Below are 18,207 nucleotides of genomic sequence, written 5' to 3'. Positions count from 1 at the left end.
CACTCTAATTGTTCAAAATATGAGACCCAAGATAACATTCTTTGACACTAAACCCTATGATAAGGAGATATATAAGCCTCTTGCTGAGAAGATGGGGTTTGATGTTCGATTTGTTTTCTACCATTTAACAGAAGATAATATCTTATTGGCTCAGGATGCGGATGTAGTTGTAATTTTTGTAAACGATATACTGAATGAAAAGGTAATTAACAAGCTTCATAGTTATGGAGTCAAACTAATTGCACTTCGTTGTGCAGGATTCAACAATGTAGATATCAAAGCAGCAAAAGACAAAATTAAAGTAGTACGTGTTCCTGCATATTCTCCAAGCGCCATTGCGGAACATACCGTTGCACTAATGCTTTCTTTGAATAGAAAAATCCACAGAGCTTATTTCCGTACACGAGATGCAAACTTTTCCCTTAACGGATTAATGGGATATAATCTAAATGGAAAAACAGCAGGCGTCATTGGAACAGGTAAAATTGGAAAATCACTAATCAAAATACTAAAAGGATTTGAGATGGATGTACTCGCGTATGATCCTTTTCCAGACAACAAACTCGCTGAAAGCTTAGGCTATCAATATACCGATCTAGATACACTTTTTCAAAAATCGGATGTTATATCTCTTAACTGTCCTTTAACAAGAGAAACGAAGTGGCTCATTGATAAAGATGCTATTGATATGATGAAAGAGGGAGTAATGATTATTAACACAGGTAGAGGTAAACTTATTAAAACAACAGATCTTATTGAAGGACTTAAAGCGGGAAAAGTGTCTGCAGCAGGATTAGATGTCTATGAAGAGGAAAATGAGTTCTTTTTCGAAGACCTTTCTGACCAAGTCCTCGAGGATGATGTTCTTGCAAGATTACTTACTTTTAATAATGTAATCGTGACCTCTCATCAAGCATTCTTCACAAAAGAAGCCTTCATGAATATCGCAAACACAACATTAAACAACATCAAAGATTTCTGTGAAGGAAAAGAACTGAAGAATGAAGTGAAAATATAGAAGAAAATTTATTATAATAAATTTTAAAAGCTACCTTATCAAGGTAGCTTTTTTTATAATTTTAACTAAAAAAGTATAACAATTATAAAAATGAATTATATTATTCCTATTTCGTTTGATTAAAATTATTATTTAAATACTATCCAATATCTTTAAGACTAAAGTCGTTGTCTATTGGAATTGTGATTTTATTAAACACACACAAATATAAATTAACAATTAGAGAACATTTCTTATAAACATGGCAAAGAAAAAATTAGAGGTTGAGATGTACAGCTATGGAGAATATACCCAATGGGATAGAAATAGCAAAACATTACCTAAGCTATTAGACATAACAAATATCATCAAATCTGATATCGGAACAGAGTTTGGGTATGTATTAATAATAAAAAAAGCCAAAGGGAAGAGACTCTCATTCAGAATTGATCACCCTCCTTTTAGAGGAGAAGACGGCAAAGTTGCAGCACCATTTACTGGAGAGTATTTTATACGATCAAACAATTACCAGTTCTTTCTAGGTGATTCAATATGGGAACCACTAAAAGACAAACTAGGAACTTGGAAACTTTTTACTTATATCGATGGAGAATTGGTCGCACATAAAGAACTGAAAATTATATCCAAACACATATAAAATACCAATAAATGAAAAAACTAACGACATTAATACTTGCAGTACTACTTTTTACACAGTGTTCTAGTGTGCCTGCACCTAAAAAGTTAGAACCGACTCCATCCCCAAGGCAATTGGCTTGGCAAGAGATGGAATTTTATGCATTCATTCATTTCAGTATGAACACATTTACTGATGATGAGTGGGGATATGGAGATAAAGACCCTAAACTTTTCAACCCCACAAATCTTGACTGCAAACAATGGGCAAGAGTGTGCAAAGAGGCTGGAATGAAAGGAATCATCCTTACTGCAAAACATCATGATGGATTCTGTCTATGGCCGACTAAAACAACAGACTACTCCATTAAGCAGTCACCTTGGAAGAATGGTAAAGGGGATTTGGTAAAAGAGTTAAGAGAAGCATGTGATGAATATGGTCTTAAACTAGGTATCTATCTATCTCCATGGGATCGTAACAATGCAAATTATGGAACACCAGCATATATCGATATATTCAGAAATCAACTTCGTGAACTTCTAACTAACTATGGTGAATTATTTGAAGTATGGTTTGATGGAGCCAATGGTGGGGATGGATACTATGGAGGTGCTAGAGAAACAAGAAAAATTGATAGAAAAACATTCTACGATTGGCCCAATACATATAAAATTGTTCGTGAACTTCAACCAAATGCTTGTCTATTTAGCGATGCTGGACCAGACGTAAGATGGGTTGGTACAGAAGAAGGATTTGCAAATAAAACAAATTGGAGTACTTTAAGAAGAGACGAAGTTTGGCCAGGTTGGCCTCACTATGTTCAATTAAGATCTGGACATGAGGATGGGAATTACTGGGTACCTGCAGAGGTAAATACGTCTATAAGACCAGGTTGGTTTTATCACGAAAGAGAGGATAATATGGTTAAATCATTGCCTCAATTAATGGATATTTATTACCACTCAGTAGGACGTAATGGAACATTCCTTTTAAATCTCCCTGTAGATAGAAGAGGTCTTATTCATCCTATAGATGAAAAAAATCTTATCGCTCTTGGTAAACAGATTAAAGAAGACTTTGAAAATAATTTAGTTTCTTCTTATGCAGAAATTACTGCTTCAGAAGTTCGAGGTAATAACGAAAGATATAACCCAAAACAGTTATTGGACAACAATATAGACACATACTGGGCTACCAATGATAATGTTGTAAATGCTAGCTTCACCATCACATTTGACGAACCAAAAACATTTAACAGAATCCTACTTCAAGAAGATATCAAGCTTGGACAAAGAGTGAAGAAGTTTCATGTAGAAATTCAAAAAGATGGAAAATGGAATACAGTTGCAGATGAAACAACCATTGGTTACAAGCGGATCCTTCGTATTCCATCAACAACAACCACAAAAGTAAAAGTAGTTATTGATGATGCTAAAGCTTCAATTGTTCTTTCTACATTTGGCCTTTACGATGCGCCTCCAATGCTTGTTGAACCAAAACTTTTCCGTACTCAAGATGGAAAAGTGTATATTATTGCTCCTGATCAAGAGTCTAAGATATACTATACTCTAGATGGAACAAATCCTGTAGAGAACACAAATAGAATAGAATATACTGCTCCTTTCACTCTTGTTAAAAAAGCAATTGTTCGTGCTGTGATTGAAAATCCCAAAACATCCAAGTTTAGTCCAGTTGCTCATCGTAAGTTTGATATCCCATCAACAAATTGGAAGCTAATTGGTCGAAATGTAAAAGATTTCAAGAATATTATAAATGGACAATCACACAATTTCGGTCAAATCAAGAAGAATAAAAAGGGAATGATAATTGACCTTGGAAAAACTTATACGATTGACGGATTTAGATACCTACCAATTCAGAATAGATGGAGTATGAACTTTATCAAAAAATATGCTTTTTACATCAGTATGGATGGTAAACGTTGGGGAAACCCAGTACTTAAAGGGGCATTTGATAATATCAGAAACCACCCAATAGAACAAACAGTAACTGGCGCAAATCGAAAAGGTCGTTACATTAAATTTGTTCCAATAGAAACAATTGACAATGGTAAAGCTGCTTCAATAGCTTCTTTTGATATTCTCACAAAATAATTTAATATAAGAAAGGCGAAAATTTTCATGTTTCGCCTTTTTATATTTATCATCAAATATTAACAAGGAGAATCTGAACACGTTCCAGCAGCCAGTTCAAACTCTATTGTAGAGTGCATAATACCATGATGTTCTAAGTCGTGTTTGATATCTTTTCGTAACTTCATAATTTTCTCAATACCCATTTGATCATCCTCAACCTCAATATGTGCTGTCAAAGAGACCAAACTGCTACTTATTGGCCATATATGAATATGATGAGCTTCTATCACTTCATCCTTACTCTCTAACAACTCTTTAATTTGCTTATAATCGATCTCTTTTGGCACACCATCCAAAACCAAGCGAACACTCTCTTTAAGCAAACCATATGTCCCTATTGCAATAATAATAGCAATAATCAAACTTACGATTGGATCTATCCAAACCAATCCGGTATACTGAATTAACAAACCAGATACAACTACTCCTACTGAAACCAAAGCATCTACTAAGAGGTGAATAAAAGCACCCCGAATATTGATATCCTTTTTTTGATCTTTAAAAAAAAGAAATGCGGTGATACCATTGATTATAACACCGATAGCTGCGACGACAATGACCCCAAAACCATCAACGACAATAGGGGAGGCAAAACGTTCAATAGACTCAATTGCGATCATAATCACCACAACACATAAGACAATAGAATTAATCAAAGAGGCTAGAATAGTCCCCTTCTTATAGCCATAAGTGAAATGATCATTTACGACCTTCTGTGCTAATTTTAATCCAAACCATGCCAATAACAAACTAGCAACATCAGAAAGGTTATGTGTTGCATCAGAGACCAATGCTAACGAGTTAGTTGTAACACCAACAGTATACTCTATCGCCGTGAAGACAATATTTAGGATTATTCCCATCTTGAATGCAATACCAATACGGTCTGGAAGGGCATGATGATCATGATGGTGCCCCATTGAGTGTGAATGTGAGTGTGACATATATTAATAATTAAAATGAGCTTTTTACACTTTTAAAGATAATCAATCTAAATAGAACTGCCATTCTAAATTAGAAGGATAAAATCACATGCTCAAGCATGACACATTAAGCATAGCACCATTTAATATTGTAAGAAAAATTTAAAGTTTACACGCACAAAAAAGGCTACCATTGGGTGTGGTAGCCTTTCTCTTATATTAATTATTTACTAGTAAATTCGATCCAATATTACATGCCATCGATGATGAACTTTGCAACAAATAGAAGTGCAAGTACTATAGTCACCATACTTACTTGTTTCACTTTTCCTGTTAATAACTTTAGGAAAACATATGAAATCAAACCAAATACAATACCTTCTGCAATAGAGTAAGTAAATGGCATCATTACCATAGTAAAGAATGCAGGAATAGCTTCAGTAAAGTCATCCAAATCAATGTTTTTAATTGGAGTTACCATCATCACACCTACAATAATCAATGCAGGAGCAGTTGCAGCTCCAGGAACCATCAAAAATAATGGTGCTAGAAACAATGATATCAAGAACATTCCTGCCGTAGATAATGCTGTAAGCCCAGTACGTCCACCTTCAGCAACACCAGCAGCACTCTCAACAAAAGTTGTTACAGTGGAAGTTCCCAAAAATGCACCTACTGTTGTTCCAATAGAGTCAGCAAAAAGTGCCTGTTTCACATTAGGAATTCTGCCCTTTTCGTCCAACATATCTGCTTTAGTAGTTACACCAATCAATGTACCAACAGTATCAAACATATCCACAAATAGAAAAGTAAAAAGTACAGTAATCATAGAGAAGATACCCTCTGCTGAATTCAACCAATCCCACTGGAATTTAAACATTATTGGCTCCAATGAAGGTACTGCAAAACTAAATGTTGAAGGTACAATTGTAACTCCTAGTGGAATACCAATAACAGTAGAAGTAAAAAGACCAATAAGAATAGCTCCACGTACATTCAACGCCAATAGAACTCCGGTAATAAATACTCCTAGAAGTGCTACAGTAGCAGATCCCGAAGTGATATCTCCTAATCCAACAAGAGTAGCATCATTTGCAACAACGATACCAGCATTTTTCATTCCAATCAATGCAATGAAAAGACCTATACCAACAGAAATAGCATGTTTGATATTCTTAGGAATAGAATTAATGATCAATTCTCTAATATTGAAAGCAGTCATTAACAAAAAGATAATCCCTTCTAAGAATACTGCTGTAAGTGCAAACTCCCAGTCATGTCCCATAGACAAACAAACACCAAATGCAAAAAATGCATTCAATCCCATGCCTGGAGCTAAAGCAAATGGCAACTTAGCAACCAATGCCATTACTAGGGTTGCCACAAAAGCAGAAAGAGCAGAAGCAGTAAATACCGCACCTTTATCCATTCCACATGCGCTTAAAATATCTGGATTCACAGCCAATATATAAGCCATGGTCATAAACGTTGTAATACCTGCTAGGATCTCTGTCTTAACAGTAGTTCCATTCTCTTTTAACTTAAAAAACTTCTCTAACATCTTATGATTTTTTGAAGGTTGCGAAAGTAATTATTTTTAAATGATAACCAAACTTAGAATGTCCACTTTACAGCCACAGTTGGGTTTACCATAAAACCATCATGTGCAGCAAAGTTTGTACTCATCTCGATCTCTGATCCCAATGCCAAATTACTATTCACATTATACCAAAACTGTGGCTCTGTCATAAACACATACTTTTTGTCATGCATTCCTCCATTATCATCAAATGTAGTCACATCCTCTCTCCAGAAGTCAGCAAAACCTGTCATAGAAAATTTCTTATTAAAGAAGTTCAAGTTCCATACACCTGTTACTTGGAAAGATGCATCATTCTTGTCTTCAATATATTTATAGTTAAGAGAAAGTGTGAAAATCTTAGAAAAATCACCACTAGCCCATGTGTATTGTCCACCGACCAAAAATGCATTGTTGATAGGAGCTGCAGAATATTTAGATTTATCCACTTGATCTTGTAGTGCAAAGAAACCTCCATTGTACTCTACTCTTGGTTCAAAAGCACAATCTTTTGAAATTTTGAAACTACGTGCAACCTCCCAGTATGCTTGACTCACACCATCAAAATCATTTGCACCATAGTCCATATCAATAAAGAAGAAAGTAGATCCCCACTTATCTAATTTAAACATTTCCACAGTCGAAGTGAAATATTGTCTTCCTTCTCCCATGTCGTAATGCAACTGAATATTCTGTGCTTTTACAGATAGGGCTCCAATAAAAAGGGCGATAAAAATAGATAGCTTTTTCATTGTTTTTTGTTTAAGCTTTTATTAAATTAAATATGGATTAGAAACGCTGCAAAAGTAAAAATTACAGCAAGCTATGATTATGATTATATCATGAGATTCCTCATCGTTAATAATTTGGTAACACTGTGTTTTATTTTTGGAAACACCCCCTTGAATAATGTAACCACAATGTTAATTTTACGAATAAGAAGATCCATATCCCCCTTTTTTTGCTCATATAACACAAAATGAGTTAATAAAACTTGAAATCTTAATTCCAACAAAATATCTGCACCAATTTCATACTCTACAACATATATCTGATATATTTGTTAAAATCACTTTAAGGAATAATATAAAATGGAAAGAACGGTAATAATCGTAGCAGGAGGGTCTGGGACAAGAATGGGGGCAGAGATCCCCAAACAATTTCTGCGTATTAAAGAGAGATCAATTCTTGAACACACAATCAAGAAGTTCTATAGCTTTGATGATCAAATAGAAATGATTATTGTTCTCCCAAAAGATCAAATTAGTAGATGGAAGGATTATTGTATAGAAAATTATTTATCCATACCCCATATTGTAGCAGAAGGAGGGGAAACCCGTTTCCACTCTGTTCTTAATGGACTAAATGTTGTAACAAAGAAAGGTGTCATTGCAATACATGATGGAGTAAGACCTTGCGTGTCTCACAATACCTTAAATAACTGTTTTAATCATGTGGAAGATAATGGGGCAGTTATTCCAGTTGTTGAACTAGTAGACTCTATCAGAGAAATAAAAAACACAACATCAAATGCTGTCGACAGATCAAAATATAGACTAGTCCAAACTCCTCAGACTTTCCTATGGGAGGTTATTTGGTCTGCTTATCAACAAGACTATTCTCCTCTCTTTACTGACGATGCTTCGGTCGTAGAACAAAATGGTCATAAAATTTCCCTTGTGCCAGGAAATAGAGAAAACATAAAAGTAACAACTAAGGAAGATTTAAAATGGATAGAACCATTTCTAAAATAGATTCTTAAAAACAACGCTCTATAAACAGAGAGTGTAAAGTTTTAGAGCGTTGTCATTTTAAATATACGTTGTGTTTACTTATGTTTCTTCATATATATATCACCACGCCCTCTTAATGGCGTACTAAATTGGAGTTTAAATTTTAAGGACCCAAGATTATCAGTCTGGACATTGATTGTCTTAGTACGTCTTGGCTTGAGATCAAAAGGAGCGATATTTTGATTATTCGAATTCAAATCAACAAATGTAACCCTATTTGACTCTCCTCTCTCCAGTCGAACTTGAATTTCATAATGACTATTTTTTTCTAATTCATTCTTTACGCAAGTCACTTCTGTATCTTCATACGTAAAACTAGATAAAGGCGCATAACTCACTTTTTTGCTAGAGTACATACATGCCCTGCCTGAAGGACTGTAAGTGGTATACTCAAGTTTATCTCCAACTTTTAAGCCAAAGGCATGTTTATACTCAAGACCATGAATAGTAGGAGATGAACCGTCTAAGGTATATTTTACGTTTGCTTGATGATAAGGCATCTCAATCACCACAGAATCTTTTCCATGAAAGTATGCTTGTGCTCTAGGTATTCTATATTTTACCCCCTGTGCATCTAATCGATCGAGGTGATACAATCCTAAACGATCCATAAAATCTTCATAATTCTTGTTTTCAGCATTTGTCCAACCAACTTCTGAAAGTGCGCATAAACGAGGAAAGCTCTTATACCAAAACTGTTTTTCTTCTGGTGAAACAAACTCACTCCACAATGCTCCAGAAAGCCCTTTTATATGCTTTTGGTACTCTTTAGGAATATCCCACAAAGGATCATAATGATACACATCATTTAAAGTGACGATACCTGCCCAAAAATGTCCAGGCTCATTCTTATTGTTTGCCTCTTTCATATCAAAATAACAATAAGGGCCAGGTGCCATGATTACATCAATCCCTCTTTTAGCTGCTTCTATTCCTGGCTTCACTCCAATCCAAGACATAACCATCGTTCCTTCAGGAAGTTCTCCTCCTCCTAAAATTTCGTTCCATCCAATTGGATGTTTTCCTTTGCTTTGAATCATCTCTGTAATTCGATGAACAAAATAGTTCTGAAGCGCATGTTCACTCTTTATTTGATGCTGCTTCATAAACTTCTGGCATTTAGTGCATCGTTTCCACTGTTTAAAGTTTACTTCATCCCCACCAAAATGGATATATTTAGATGGGAAAAGTGCTGCAACCTCTGTAAATATATCATCTAACACTTTGTAATTATCTTCATTCGAAGCACATACAACATCTCCTGTATGCTTATTTTTGCCACATCCCATTCCCAATGAAGCATTTAATGCTCGACTATGACCTGGCACATCAATCTCTGGAATGATTTCAACACCTCTTACTTTTGCATATTGAATTAACGTCTTTATTTGAGCCTGTGTATAATAAAACGGACCATAAGGATCAGCATCTGTTGGTTGTGTTGAAAGAGATCTTTTATGTCTAAAAGCGGGGATCTTTTCTGAAATTCCTCTTACGGATCCTATTTCGACTAACTCTGGATGCGATTTGATCTCAATACGCCATCCTTGACTGTCGGCTAAATGCAGGTGTAGTATATTTAATTTATGTTGGGACATCACATCTACATATTGAAGTAGTATATCAAAAGGCATGAAATGTCGACTTACATCCAACATCATTCCACGATAAGCAAAATGAGGAGAATCATTAATCGTTACAGCAGGCAATAGAATGGTCGATTCTTGCACCTCCTTATTCGAACTCTTATATATATCTGAAGGGAGAAGTTGTAAAAAAGTCTGTACTCCATAATAGACACCAGCAATGTCTCCACCATGTACAACCACTCTTCCATCATGAATATTTAGTTGATAAGAAGATGGAGAAAGAGTACTATCTAAATGAAGTGTTATATCTCTTTCTTTATCTAAAACAACATCCAGTTCAGTGTTTTGGATATTAGAGATTCTATCCTTTAAAATAAGTGCAATAGGCTCCAATGATGAATCACATCCGATAGACTTTAGCCTACTTAGAACAACCGATTTCTCTTTTAAGACAGTTAGTTGATTTACTTGAGGAACAAAATGCATTGCAACTTCCTCCTTTGTAAAAGTTTTCTGTGGAATATTTTTACAACTAGAGAAAAGCCCTAAAAAAAGAATAAACGATATAAATCGAAGTCCTAATCTTTGTAGAATAGAAGAATTAAAAAGTAAATTGTGTGTCATAGTTAACTGGAATATAAATATATATAGTTACTACTAAGATACAACAACTCTCTAGACTAAGCATAATAAATTAACTTAAAAACACAAAAAGAAGTTACCCTGAGGGTAACTTCTTTTTATATTCCTAAAAAAGGTGTGTCAAGGAAAATGGGAAAATGGTATTTCACAACCTCTTTCAAAAACTATACTACAAATAATATTTGACTATTTGCATCTCTGCTAATTTAACAAAAAAATAGAGTATTCCGAACTTTATCTGTAACAGAATAGTTATATCTTTAAAATAAGATACGATGTTAATGAACCCACAAGCATCTAGAAAGAGAAAAAAGAATCCACTCTACGATAGTTTTTTTTACTTAAAACATCTTATTACCCCCCAATTTTGCCTTTCATGTAATAAACAAATTTTTCATGATATTGGATTGTGTAGAGCGTGTTGGATGAAAACAAAATGGCTCAACTGTATAAGCTTAGAGACGAAATCAACAGAGTTAACCCAAACGATGTTAATAAGCCATTACTATAGTCTGACTTCCTATCACAATCAGCAGCATTTTAAACTTTTAATAAAAGCTCTCAAATACCATAACAGAAGAGATATTGGAATATATCTTGGTACGATATTAGGAGAAAAAATTAAACGAACATGGACTAATAATGTATGGGATATTCTTATTCCAGTACCATTACATTTTACGAAAAAGTGGGAGAGAGGATACAATCAATCGCATTATATTGCTAAAGGAATTGCTGAAATATTAGGAATTCCGATAGTCGAAAATGCAATTGTAAGGAAAAAAAGAACCAGCACACAGACAAAACTAAATACAGAGAAAAGAAAAGAGAATATGAAAGGAGCATTCTTGATAACAAAACCTGAAATAATCCAAAATAATCGAATACTCCTTGTGGATGATGTCTGTACAACAGGAGCAACTATTCTAAGTCTAATAGAAGAGATGCACCCAATCAAAGGTGTGGTAATAGGGGTTGCTACTATATGCACAGCATAAAGTATCTTAAAAAAAAGATACTTTAACCTACTTACGTGACATAATCTCACTATTAAAAATAGACACTCCTTCTGATGCACTAGCCTTAATATATATCACCCGATTAGGCAAATTATCAGGTTTATTGGGATCAATAAGATAAAGAGAAGTATTGGCAGATGCATAATGTATTAAACTCGCTGCAGGATAAACACTCAATGAAGTACCAATAACCAAAACAATATCTGCTTTAGAAACAATCTCTATTGCTTTATCTAGCATTGGGACTGCCTCTCCAAACCATACAATATGAGGGCGTAGCTGAGAACCTTTATCGCAAAGATCTCCCATCATTACATCTTTATCATTCGGTCCTAATTCATAGATAAGTTGAGAATCAATAGAACTTCGAACTTTCGTTAGCTCTCCATGAAGATGTAAAACATGACGACTCCCTGCTACTTCATGCAAATTATCAACATTCTGAGTCACGATATCTACATGAAATTTACTTTCTAAATCGACCAAACCAACATGGCCTTTATTCGGCCTTACATCCCAAAGTTGATGCCTTCTTTCATTATAAAAACGCTGCATCAAAGCAGGATTTCGTTCCCAACCTTCAATACTAGCAACCTCCATTACATCGTAGTTTTCCCAAAGACCACCACTATCTCTAAAAGTCTTCAGTCCACTCTCTGCACTCATTCCGGCACCCGTCAATACTGCTATCCTTTTCATTCTATTGTATGTTAATAATAACCATAGTAAAATTACCTAAATTATAGGTTACAGAAAAATGAACAAAGAATTTGTATTTTTGCTACTATAAACAAATCCAATCTATTAAACTATTTGGAAGCAATGAGAAAAACAACTATTGTTTGGAATACAAGAATAAAAACATTTCTTTTTATCATTCTACTATCAGTAACCTTAGCGGGATGTATCAATAATGAAAAAAAACACCATGTCAGAATAAAAACTATTTATGGTGATATGGTAGTAGAGCTTTACAATGAAACGCCTAAGCACCGTGACAATTTCATAAAACTCACCAAACGTAAATACTATGATGGACTCCTTTTTCATCGGGTAATTAATGAATTTATGATTCAAGGGGGAGACCCTGATTCTCGTGGAGCAGAAAAAGAATTGAAACTAGGAAATGGGGGACCAGGTTATGATATTGATGCAGAAATAGTAGAAGGCCTATTTCATAAAAAAGGAGTTATTGCTGCGGCAAGAGAGGGGGACAGGTCAAATCCTCAAAGAGCATCTTCTGGTTCTCAATTTTATATTGTTCAAGGTAAAAGATTTACAGAGGAAGAGCTTGACTCTCTTGAAGACACGCAATTCCTAAAAGAGACACAAAGAATTTTTAACGAAAATCAATGGGGCCTTAGAGACTCTTTTACCTTTTATCAACAAAATATGCTCTACGAAAAAGTAGAACAGCTCAGAAATAGACTAAGACTTCAAGCCGATAGTATTGCTATGAAATCAAGGATTACGATCCCCGAAGAGCATCGTAAAGTTTATAAGAAAATAGGTGGTACTCCTCATTTAGATGGTAAATATTCAGTATTCGGTGAGGTGATTGAAGGATTAAATGTGATCGATTCTATTGCCTCAGTAAAAACAGGAGAAAGAGATCGTCCAATAGAAGATGTTGTGATGAATATCGAATTAATTGACTAAACCATAAAGAAGAAACTTATGAATAAATATAATCTCTTAATTTGCTTTATTCTAATACTCTGGAATCACTCTTTATATGGACAAGATCAAAAAAAGCACCATGTAAAGATTTCAACCTCAATGGGAGACATTATCGTTGAACTCTACAACGATACTCCCAAACACAGAGATAAGTTTCTTAAAGAGACTAAAAAGAGCTATTACGATGAATCGATGTTCTATCGCGTTATTAATAATTTTATGATCCAAGCTGGAGCAAAAGGATACCAAGGAGCATCTCATAGTACTCGAATAGGCTATGGGAATCCCGACTTCACTGTTGATGATGAAATAAGAAAAAATCATTTCGCAAAAAAAGGAGCACTATGTGCCCCTAGACAACCGAACTCTGAAAATCCTTTTAAACAAAGTGATATATCCCAATTCTTTATCATTCAAGGGAGAAAATATCGAGAAGGAGAGTTGGACACCTTGGAACTAGCTAGAAACATACCAATCAAAAAAACGATCAAAAAGCGATACTGGAATGAGAAGTCGAAACAAGAGGCTAAAGCTTTAAAACAAGGAGGCAAGATAAAAGAATATAATGCTTTGATTCGCAAAATTAAAGAGCAGATTAATACGGAATATAAACTAGATTACCGTAGACTTGACTTTTCAGACGAACAACGAAAAGAATATACAACAATTGGTGGATATCCTCCGATTGATGGAGAGTATACCATTTTTGGAGAAGTCATTAAAGGATGGAGTGTAATCGATAGAATAAGTCGTGTGAAATGTGATAAATTCGATAGGCCCTGGAAAGATATCAACTTAAAACTTATTGTAATAGATTAAATTTAATCATATGAATCAATTCCTAAAAAAAGTCTCCTTAGTTTTTTTCTCATTACTTCTTTTACAGTGTACATCAAACAAAGAACCACAAAAAACAACGCTTAAAAAAAAGACTAAAACTCAATCCAACAATAGAGCAAAATTCTATAGCTCTTGTGTGGATATTACAACTTACGATGGAAAACGAAAATTAGAGACTGGATATGGTTTTATGATCTCTCCAACAACTCTAGTCTGCCCATATCGTATGTTTGCAAGGGCAACAAAAGCTTCTATTAAACCATGGGGGAAAAATAAAACATATTCCGTAGACCGTTACATTGCTGTAGACCGTGTCAATGATATCATTATCTTGAAAACAGATTCGATAACAAGAACTCCATTTCAACTTCAGATGGAAAAACCTAAAAACAGCATCTCTACTTTAATAATGAAGAAGAAGAGAGGAAAATTATTAATCGTATCCAAAGGTAAATTCTTTAGTTGCGACACTGTTAGTGGCACTCCATACTATCGAGTAAGCAATAAAATACAGAAATACATGAAAGGGATGCCTGTCCTAGATCCTCAAAATAAAGTGATAGGAATGGGACTACAAATGATTGTAGATTTTGAAAAAACAAGTTATGCTTTGCCTGCATATTTAATCCAAAAGCTACTATCTCAAAAAAGTAAGTCCAAAAGCTTATCTTCTTTGAGAGAAACGTCTAATGTAGAACAAAAAAGAAATGCTGGCATCAAAGAGGTTATACTATCAACAACCTATGGGGATATTCATATAAAACTCTTTAATAATATGCCTCAATATCGGGACAATTTTGTGAAACTAATTAAAGAAGGATTCTACAACCAACTGCTTTTTCATAGAGTCATTGAAAGCTTCGTGATTCAAAGTGGAGCAGCAGATTCTAGAGAAGCAGTAAAAGGAGATTTAGTTGGTTGGAAAGGACCAGGATATACTTTACCTGCTTTTATTAATCCAAAATATTTTCATCAACGTGGAATGGTTGGATCCCCTAGACTTCCCAATGATGTCAACACAGACAAAAGGTCTGATGGGGGACAATTCTATATTGTTCAAGGTCGCAGATACACCAATAGCGGCTTAGACAATATCGAAAAAGAGAACCACTACAAATTCACAAAAAAACAGAGAGAAGTATATCGAACTATTGGAGGAGCACCAACTCTTGACGGAGAGTATACTATCTTTGGAAGGGTTATTAAAGGGATGGATGTCGTAGATAAAATTGCGAAAGAACCAGTGGATGAAGAATGGAGACCATTAAAAGACATCAGATTAAAACATGTAGCTATTAAATATTAAGATAATATCAAAAAAAGGAATCTCATAATTGAGATTCCCTTTAATAAAAACGAAATTGCTATATTGTTAAATTCCATCGACTGTCTCTTTCACAACACTCTCAAGGTGAGCATTCTGAAAATCACTTAATTTAACCTTTTTCTTTCTCCATCCTTTGATCAAAACCACGGATTGATCTTTTATATTCATCTGTTCGACAAAATCTTTTGCTTCACTATCTTTTAGATCCATTGTCGTGAACTTAATGTTCATATCGCTATTATCCGCATACATCTCTTTAGTTGCTGCTTCAATCTCTTCACATGTATGACATCCATTGGCATTACAAACACAATACATTTTAAGCTCTTGAACAGAGTCTCTTTTAATGATTTTTGACTCTTTCTTTTGATGTGCTGTTACAATCTTCTCTTTGTCATAATTCTCAACTTTCTTATCTGTCTTAACCGACCAAGGACTAGAAGTTTCAACCTTAACCTCTGCAAGAATGACCTCTTTGGCTACTTGATCAGAAGCAAAATTAAACTCTTTAAAAATTGACTTTACACCAAGTAAAGCAACCACTACAACAAATAGGGAAACAACTGCTAAATTTCTTTGCCTCTTATCCATAATTAATCGTATTATAATAAACAGCTTTATTTAAACCCCAACACTTAAAACGAGCTGTATTTTTTATTGTTAAACATTCTGTGAGCCAATCTCTGTGAGTATTTGGCTAAAACTTACACTACAAATGTATCGGATTATAAGAGTTCCTACAATAACTTAAAACAACATCGGATGTAGTGTCATAGCATGACATACAATAAAATCTTGTAAATCAGCAACTTGAATGCACATAAAATCGAATAGACTATTGCATGACAGCCAATTTGTCAAACCAATTGTCATATTGTTTTGCTCATTTTTTGACAATTCCAAGCAATAAGATGTTTTAAAACTTGTAGAGAAATCCACAGTAGAACAAACGATAAAACACGAACACACTGATTTACAAAACTATAAAGAAACCCACAAACACTTTATGTCATACAATGTCACACCCTAATTCGGGCCAAACACACGCTAAAAACAGAAAAATGCCCACTTAATAGGAGCAAGAACAGAACTTATAACAAGAGGAAGTATCACCAGTCTTTTTAATCCTCAAAGAACAGGGCACAAAAAAAGGTTGTATTGAAACAATACAACCCTTCTTTATATTTGATTAGAGAACGGATATTAATTCGCTCCCTTAAATTGTTTCAAGAAACGTAGATCATTTTCAAAATATAGACGAAGATCATTTACTCCAAACTTAAGCATCGCAATACGCTCAATTCCCATACCTAGAGCAAAACCTGAATATTTCTTGCTATCAATATTTGAAGATTCAAGTACATTAGGATCAACCATTCCACAACCAAGAATCTCTAGCCATCCTGTTCCTTTACAAACATTACAACCTTTGCCTCCACAAATCAAACAAGAAACATCCATCTCTGCAGAAGGCTCTGTAAATGGAAAGTATGAAGGACGTAAACGAATTTCTGTCTTTTCTCCAAAAAGCTCTCGTGCGAAGAACATCAACGTCTGCTTTAAATCAGCAAAAGAGACGTCTTTATCAATATAGAGTGCCTCAATCTGATGAAACATACAGTGTGCCCTTGCTGAAATTGCTTCATTACGGAAAACACGTCCAGGTGTTACGGTTCTGATTGGTGGATTCAACTCCTCCATCTCATGAACTTGAACCGATGAGGTATGAGTACGAAGAAGAATATCTGGATCTTTCTCGATAAAGAAAGTATCTTGCATATCTCGTGCAGGATGCTCTTCTGGAAAGTTTAATGCTGAGAACACATGCCAATCATCTTCGATCTCGGGACCTTCACTAATAGTAAAACCAAGTCTATTAAAAATATCTAAGATCTCATTACGAATGATAGCCAATGGATGACGTGTTCCCATTTGGAAAGCATCTCCAGGAAGCGAAAGATCTGCCCCTTGTGCACCCATATCAGATTGCTCAAAAGATTCCTTAAGATCATTTATTTTGGTCGTAGCAAAACTCTTTAGTTCATTAATCTTTGCACCAACTTCTCTTTTCTGTTCTGGAGCAACATTCTTAAAATCACCAAAGAGCTGTCCTATAAGACCCTTCTTACTTAAATACTTTACTCGCACCTCTTCAACCTCTTCTCTTGAAGAAACATTAAGTGCCTCAATTTCAGTATATAACGACTTGATTTTATCTAACATCTCAAATTATATTTATCTCAGAATCACAAAATTAACAAAAATCACATGAATCACAGCTATAGTTTTGATATAATGTTCGATGTAATAGAAACCAGAAAACATAACGTAATATTATGGACAAAATATAGACCATTCTAATTTTAATAAAAGAAGACTAATTATTTTTCGTAACGAAAATAAATTTCTTGCATTGAATATCTTGGAAGAGTGACTTTTACCCAAATAATATAGCTATTAGATACACTACGTTTAAACAAAACAACTGTTTAAAACATTATATAAATATATATATATAACTTTTAAACAACAACTTATGAAAAAGCTAATTTGGTTATTTCTCTTATTTCCGCTATTCAGTTTTGGTCAAGTACCGATGGAAAAAGGCTCTCAACTTGGAATTAGAGTAGGAGGAGGTATAAATTATGGAAGTGGATTTGACTTATCATATATCAAACCAATAGGAAGCATACATCGTATCGACATTACAATGCCTTTTAGATTTGATGGAAAATCAACCTCATGGCAAGTGAATGGATACTATGAAATACAAGGAAGTCTAAATGATGAGGTTACTCTTTTTGTTGGACCAGGAGTTGGTTTCGGCGCTACATGGCATAAAGATAATCTAAGTGACAACTATGGTTTTATTCTGAACCTAGGAGCAGTAGCTGGGATAACATACAGTACTCCAAAACTGCCTTTCGATATCGATTTCTCTATGCGGCCGACCTTCGTCACAGTAAATAATTACGACGGAGTATTCAATCTAGATTTTACGGTCGGGTTCCTCTATCGCTTCTAA

Annotated in this window: 16 protein-coding genes; 9 read left to right on the top strand and 7 right to left on the bottom strand. The window is 34.6% G+C overall.

Annotation, left to right across the window (positions count from 1 at the left end):
• Positions 1-19: 19 nt before the first annotated feature.
• From K4L44_16185 to K4L44_16175, 3 genes are all read left to right on the top strand, one after another.
• Entirely contained in the window at positions 20-1,018 is a 999-nt protein-coding gene (locus K4L44_16185; protein ID QZE14046.1) for a 2-hydroxyacid dehydrogenase, read from the top strand.
• Positions 1,019-1,259: 241 nt separating this feature from the next.
• Positions 1,260-1,655 carry a DUF3859 domain-containing protein gene (locus tag K4L44_16180; protein ID QZE14045.1) on the top strand — a complete coding sequence of 132 codons (396 nt, stop codon included), beginning with the start codon at positions 1,260-1,262 and terminating at the stop codon, positions 1,653-1,655.
• An 11-nt stretch (positions 1,656-1,666) separates the two neighbouring features.
• Positions 1,667-3,748, top strand: a complete 2,082-nt coding sequence (locus tag K4L44_16175; protein ID QZE14044.1) for an alpha-L-fucosidase — start codon at positions 1,667-1,669, stop codon at positions 3,746-3,748.
• Between the two features lie 59 nt (positions 3,749-3,807).
• On the opposite strand, the gene K4L44_16170 is transcribed toward K4L44_16175, so the two are convergent.
• From K4L44_16170 to K4L44_16160, 3 genes are all read right to left on the bottom strand, one after another.
• Positions 3,808-4,734: a cation diffusion facilitator family transporter gene (locus K4L44_16170; protein QZE14043.1), complete on the bottom strand. Its 927-nt coding sequence runs from the start codon at positions 4,732-4,734 to the stop codon at positions 3,808-3,810.
• 229 nt (positions 4,735-4,963) lie between these two features.
• Entirely contained in the window at positions 4,964-6,274 is a 1,311-nt protein-coding gene (locus tag K4L44_16165) for an NCS2 family permease (protein QZE14042.1), read from the bottom strand.
• Between the two features lie 53 nt (positions 6,275-6,327).
• The gene (locus K4L44_16160) at positions 6,328-7,044 is read right to left on the bottom strand and encodes a DUF5020 family protein (protein ID QZE14041.1); all 717 of its coding nucleotides are present in this window, start codon (positions 7,042-7,044) and stop codon (positions 6,328-6,330) included.
• A 339-nt stretch (positions 7,045-7,383) separates the two neighbouring features.
• Between K4L44_16160 and K4L44_16155 the strand changes: the two genes are divergently transcribed.
• A complete protein-coding gene (locus K4L44_16155) occupies positions 7,384-8,046 on the top strand; it encodes a 2-C-methyl-D-erythritol 4-phosphate cytidylyltransferase (GenBank protein ID QZE14040.1) in 663 nt (220 codons plus the stop codon).
• 74 nt (positions 8,047-8,120) lie between these two features.
• Here the strand turns inward: K4L44_16155 and K4L44_16150 are convergent, their stop codons facing one another.
• A complete protein-coding gene (locus K4L44_16150) occupies positions 8,121-10,298 on the bottom strand; it encodes a family 20 glycosylhydrolase (GenBank protein ID QZE14039.1) in 2,178 nt (725 codons plus the stop codon).
• Positions 10,299-10,741: 443 nt separating this feature from the next.
• Here K4L44_16150 and K4L44_16145 point away from each other — a divergent pair, with 443 nt between their 5' ends.
• On the top strand, positions 10,742-11,314 hold the full coding sequence (locus K4L44_16145) for a ComF family protein (GenBank protein ID QZE14038.1): 573 nt from the start codon (positions 10,742-10,744) through the stop codon (positions 11,312-11,314).
• 27 nt (positions 11,315-11,341) lie between these two features.
• Here K4L44_16145 and K4L44_16140 read toward each other — a convergent pair whose 3' ends face one another.
• On the bottom strand, positions 11,342-12,034 hold the full coding sequence (locus tag K4L44_16140; protein ID QZE14037.1) for an NAD-dependent deacylase: 693 nt from the start codon (positions 12,032-12,034) through the stop codon (positions 11,342-11,344).
• 123 nt (positions 12,035-12,157) lie between these two features.
• Here K4L44_16140 and K4L44_16135 point away from each other — a divergent pair, with 123 nt between their 5' ends.
• The 3 genes from K4L44_16135 to K4L44_16125 are packed head-to-tail and all read left to right on the top strand — an operon-like array spanning position 12,158 to position 15,161.
• Positions 12,158-12,994 (top strand): peptidylprolyl isomerase, encoded by an 837-nt coding sequence (locus K4L44_16135; GenBank protein QZE14036.1) that lies wholly within the window; start codon positions 12,158-12,160, stop codon positions 12,992-12,994.
• Positions 12,995-13,012: 18 nt separating this feature from the next.
• A complete protein-coding gene (locus K4L44_16130; GenBank protein QZE14035.1) occupies positions 13,013-13,834 on the top strand; it encodes a peptidylprolyl isomerase in 822 nt (273 codons plus the stop codon).
• Between the two features lie 10 nt (positions 13,835-13,844).
• The gene (locus K4L44_16125; GenBank protein QZE14034.1) at positions 13,845-15,161 is read left to right on the top strand and encodes a peptidylprolyl isomerase; all 1,317 of its coding nucleotides are present in this window, start codon (positions 13,845-13,847) and stop codon (positions 15,159-15,161) included.
• 66 nt (positions 15,162-15,227) lie between these two features.
• Here K4L44_16125 and K4L44_16120 read toward each other — a convergent pair whose 3' ends face one another.
• Positions 15,228-15,773, bottom strand: a complete 546-nt coding sequence (locus K4L44_16120; protein QZE14033.1) for a hypothetical protein — start codon at positions 15,771-15,773, stop codon at positions 15,228-15,230.
• A 612-nt stretch (positions 15,774-16,385) separates the two neighbouring features.
• Positions 16,386-17,405 (bottom strand): phenylalanine--tRNA ligase subunit alpha, encoded by a 1,020-nt coding sequence (gene pheS, locus K4L44_16115; GenBank protein QZE14032.1) that lies wholly within the window; start codon positions 17,403-17,405, stop codon positions 16,386-16,388.
• 313 nt (positions 17,406-17,718) lie between these two features.
• On the opposite strand from pheS, the gene K4L44_16110 reads away from it, so the two are divergent.
• On the top strand, positions 17,719-18,207 hold the full coding sequence (locus K4L44_16110; GenBank protein QZE14031.1) for a hypothetical protein: 489 nt from the start codon (positions 17,719-17,721) through the stop codon (positions 18,205-18,207).

This window comes from Prolixibacteraceae bacterium, assembly GCA_019720755.1.
GTDB classification, from domain to species: domain Bacteria; phylum Bacteroidota; class Bacteroidia; order Bacteroidales; family Prolixibacteraceae; genus Halosquirtibacter; species Halosquirtibacter laminarini.
This window is presented reverse-complemented; position numbering and strand designations above follow the sequence as displayed.

Bases quoted from the DNA above. Each gene is read 5' to 3' on its own strand.
- K4L44_16185 (QZE14046.1), top strand. From the start codon at position 20: ATGAGACCCAAGATAACATTCTTTGACACTAAACCCTATGATAAGGAG.
- K4L44_16180 (QZE14045.1), top strand. From the start codon at position 1,260: ATGGCAAAGAAAAAATTAGAGGTTGAGATGTACAGCTATGGAGAATAT.
- K4L44_16175 (QZE14044.1), top strand. From the start codon at position 1,667: ATGAAAAAACTAACGACATTAATACTTGCAGTACTACTTTTTACACAG.
- K4L44_16170 (QZE14043.1), bottom strand. From the start codon at position 4,734: ATGTCACACTCACATTCACACTCAATGGGGCACCATCATGATCATCAT.
- K4L44_16165 (QZE14042.1), bottom strand. From the start codon at position 6,274: ATGTTAGAGAAGTTTTTTAAGTTAAAAGAGAATGGAACTACTGTTAAG.
- K4L44_16160 (QZE14041.1), bottom strand. From the start codon at position 7,044: ATGAAAAAGCTATCTATTTTTATCGCCCTTTTTATTGGAGCCCTATCT.
- K4L44_16155 (QZE14040.1), top strand. From the start codon at position 7,384: ATGGAAAGAACGGTAATAATCGTAGCAGGAGGGTCTGGGACAAGAATG.
- K4L44_16150 (QZE14039.1), bottom strand. From the start codon at position 10,298: ATGACACACAATTTACTTTTTAATTCTTCTATTCTACAAAGATTAGGA.
- K4L44_16145 (QZE14038.1), top strand. From the start codon at position 10,742: ATGAAAACAAAATGGCTCAACTGTATAAGCTTAGAGACGAAATCAACA.
- K4L44_16140 (QZE14037.1), bottom strand. From the start codon at position 12,034: ATGAAAAGGATAGCAGTATTGACGGGTGCCGGAATGAGTGCAGAGAGT.
- K4L44_16135 (QZE14036.1), top strand. From the start codon at position 12,158: ATGAGAAAAACAACTATTGTTTGGAATACAAGAATAAAAACATTTCTT.
- K4L44_16130 (QZE14035.1), top strand. From the start codon at position 13,013: ATGAATAAATATAATCTCTTAATTTGCTTTATTCTAATACTCTGGAAT.
- K4L44_16125 (QZE14034.1), top strand. From the start codon at position 13,845: ATGAATCAATTCCTAAAAAAAGTCTCCTTAGTTTTTTTCTCATTACTT.
- K4L44_16120 (QZE14033.1), bottom strand. From the start codon at position 15,773: ATGGATAAGAGGCAAAGAAATTTAGCAGTTGTTTCCCTATTTGTTGTA.
- pheS (QZE14032.1), bottom strand. From the start codon at position 17,405: ATGTTAGATAAAATCAAGTCGTTATATACTGAAATTGAGGCACTTAAT.
- K4L44_16110 (QZE14031.1), top strand. From the start codon at position 17,719: ATGAAAAAGCTAATTTGGTTATTTCTCTTATTTCCGCTATTCAGTTTT.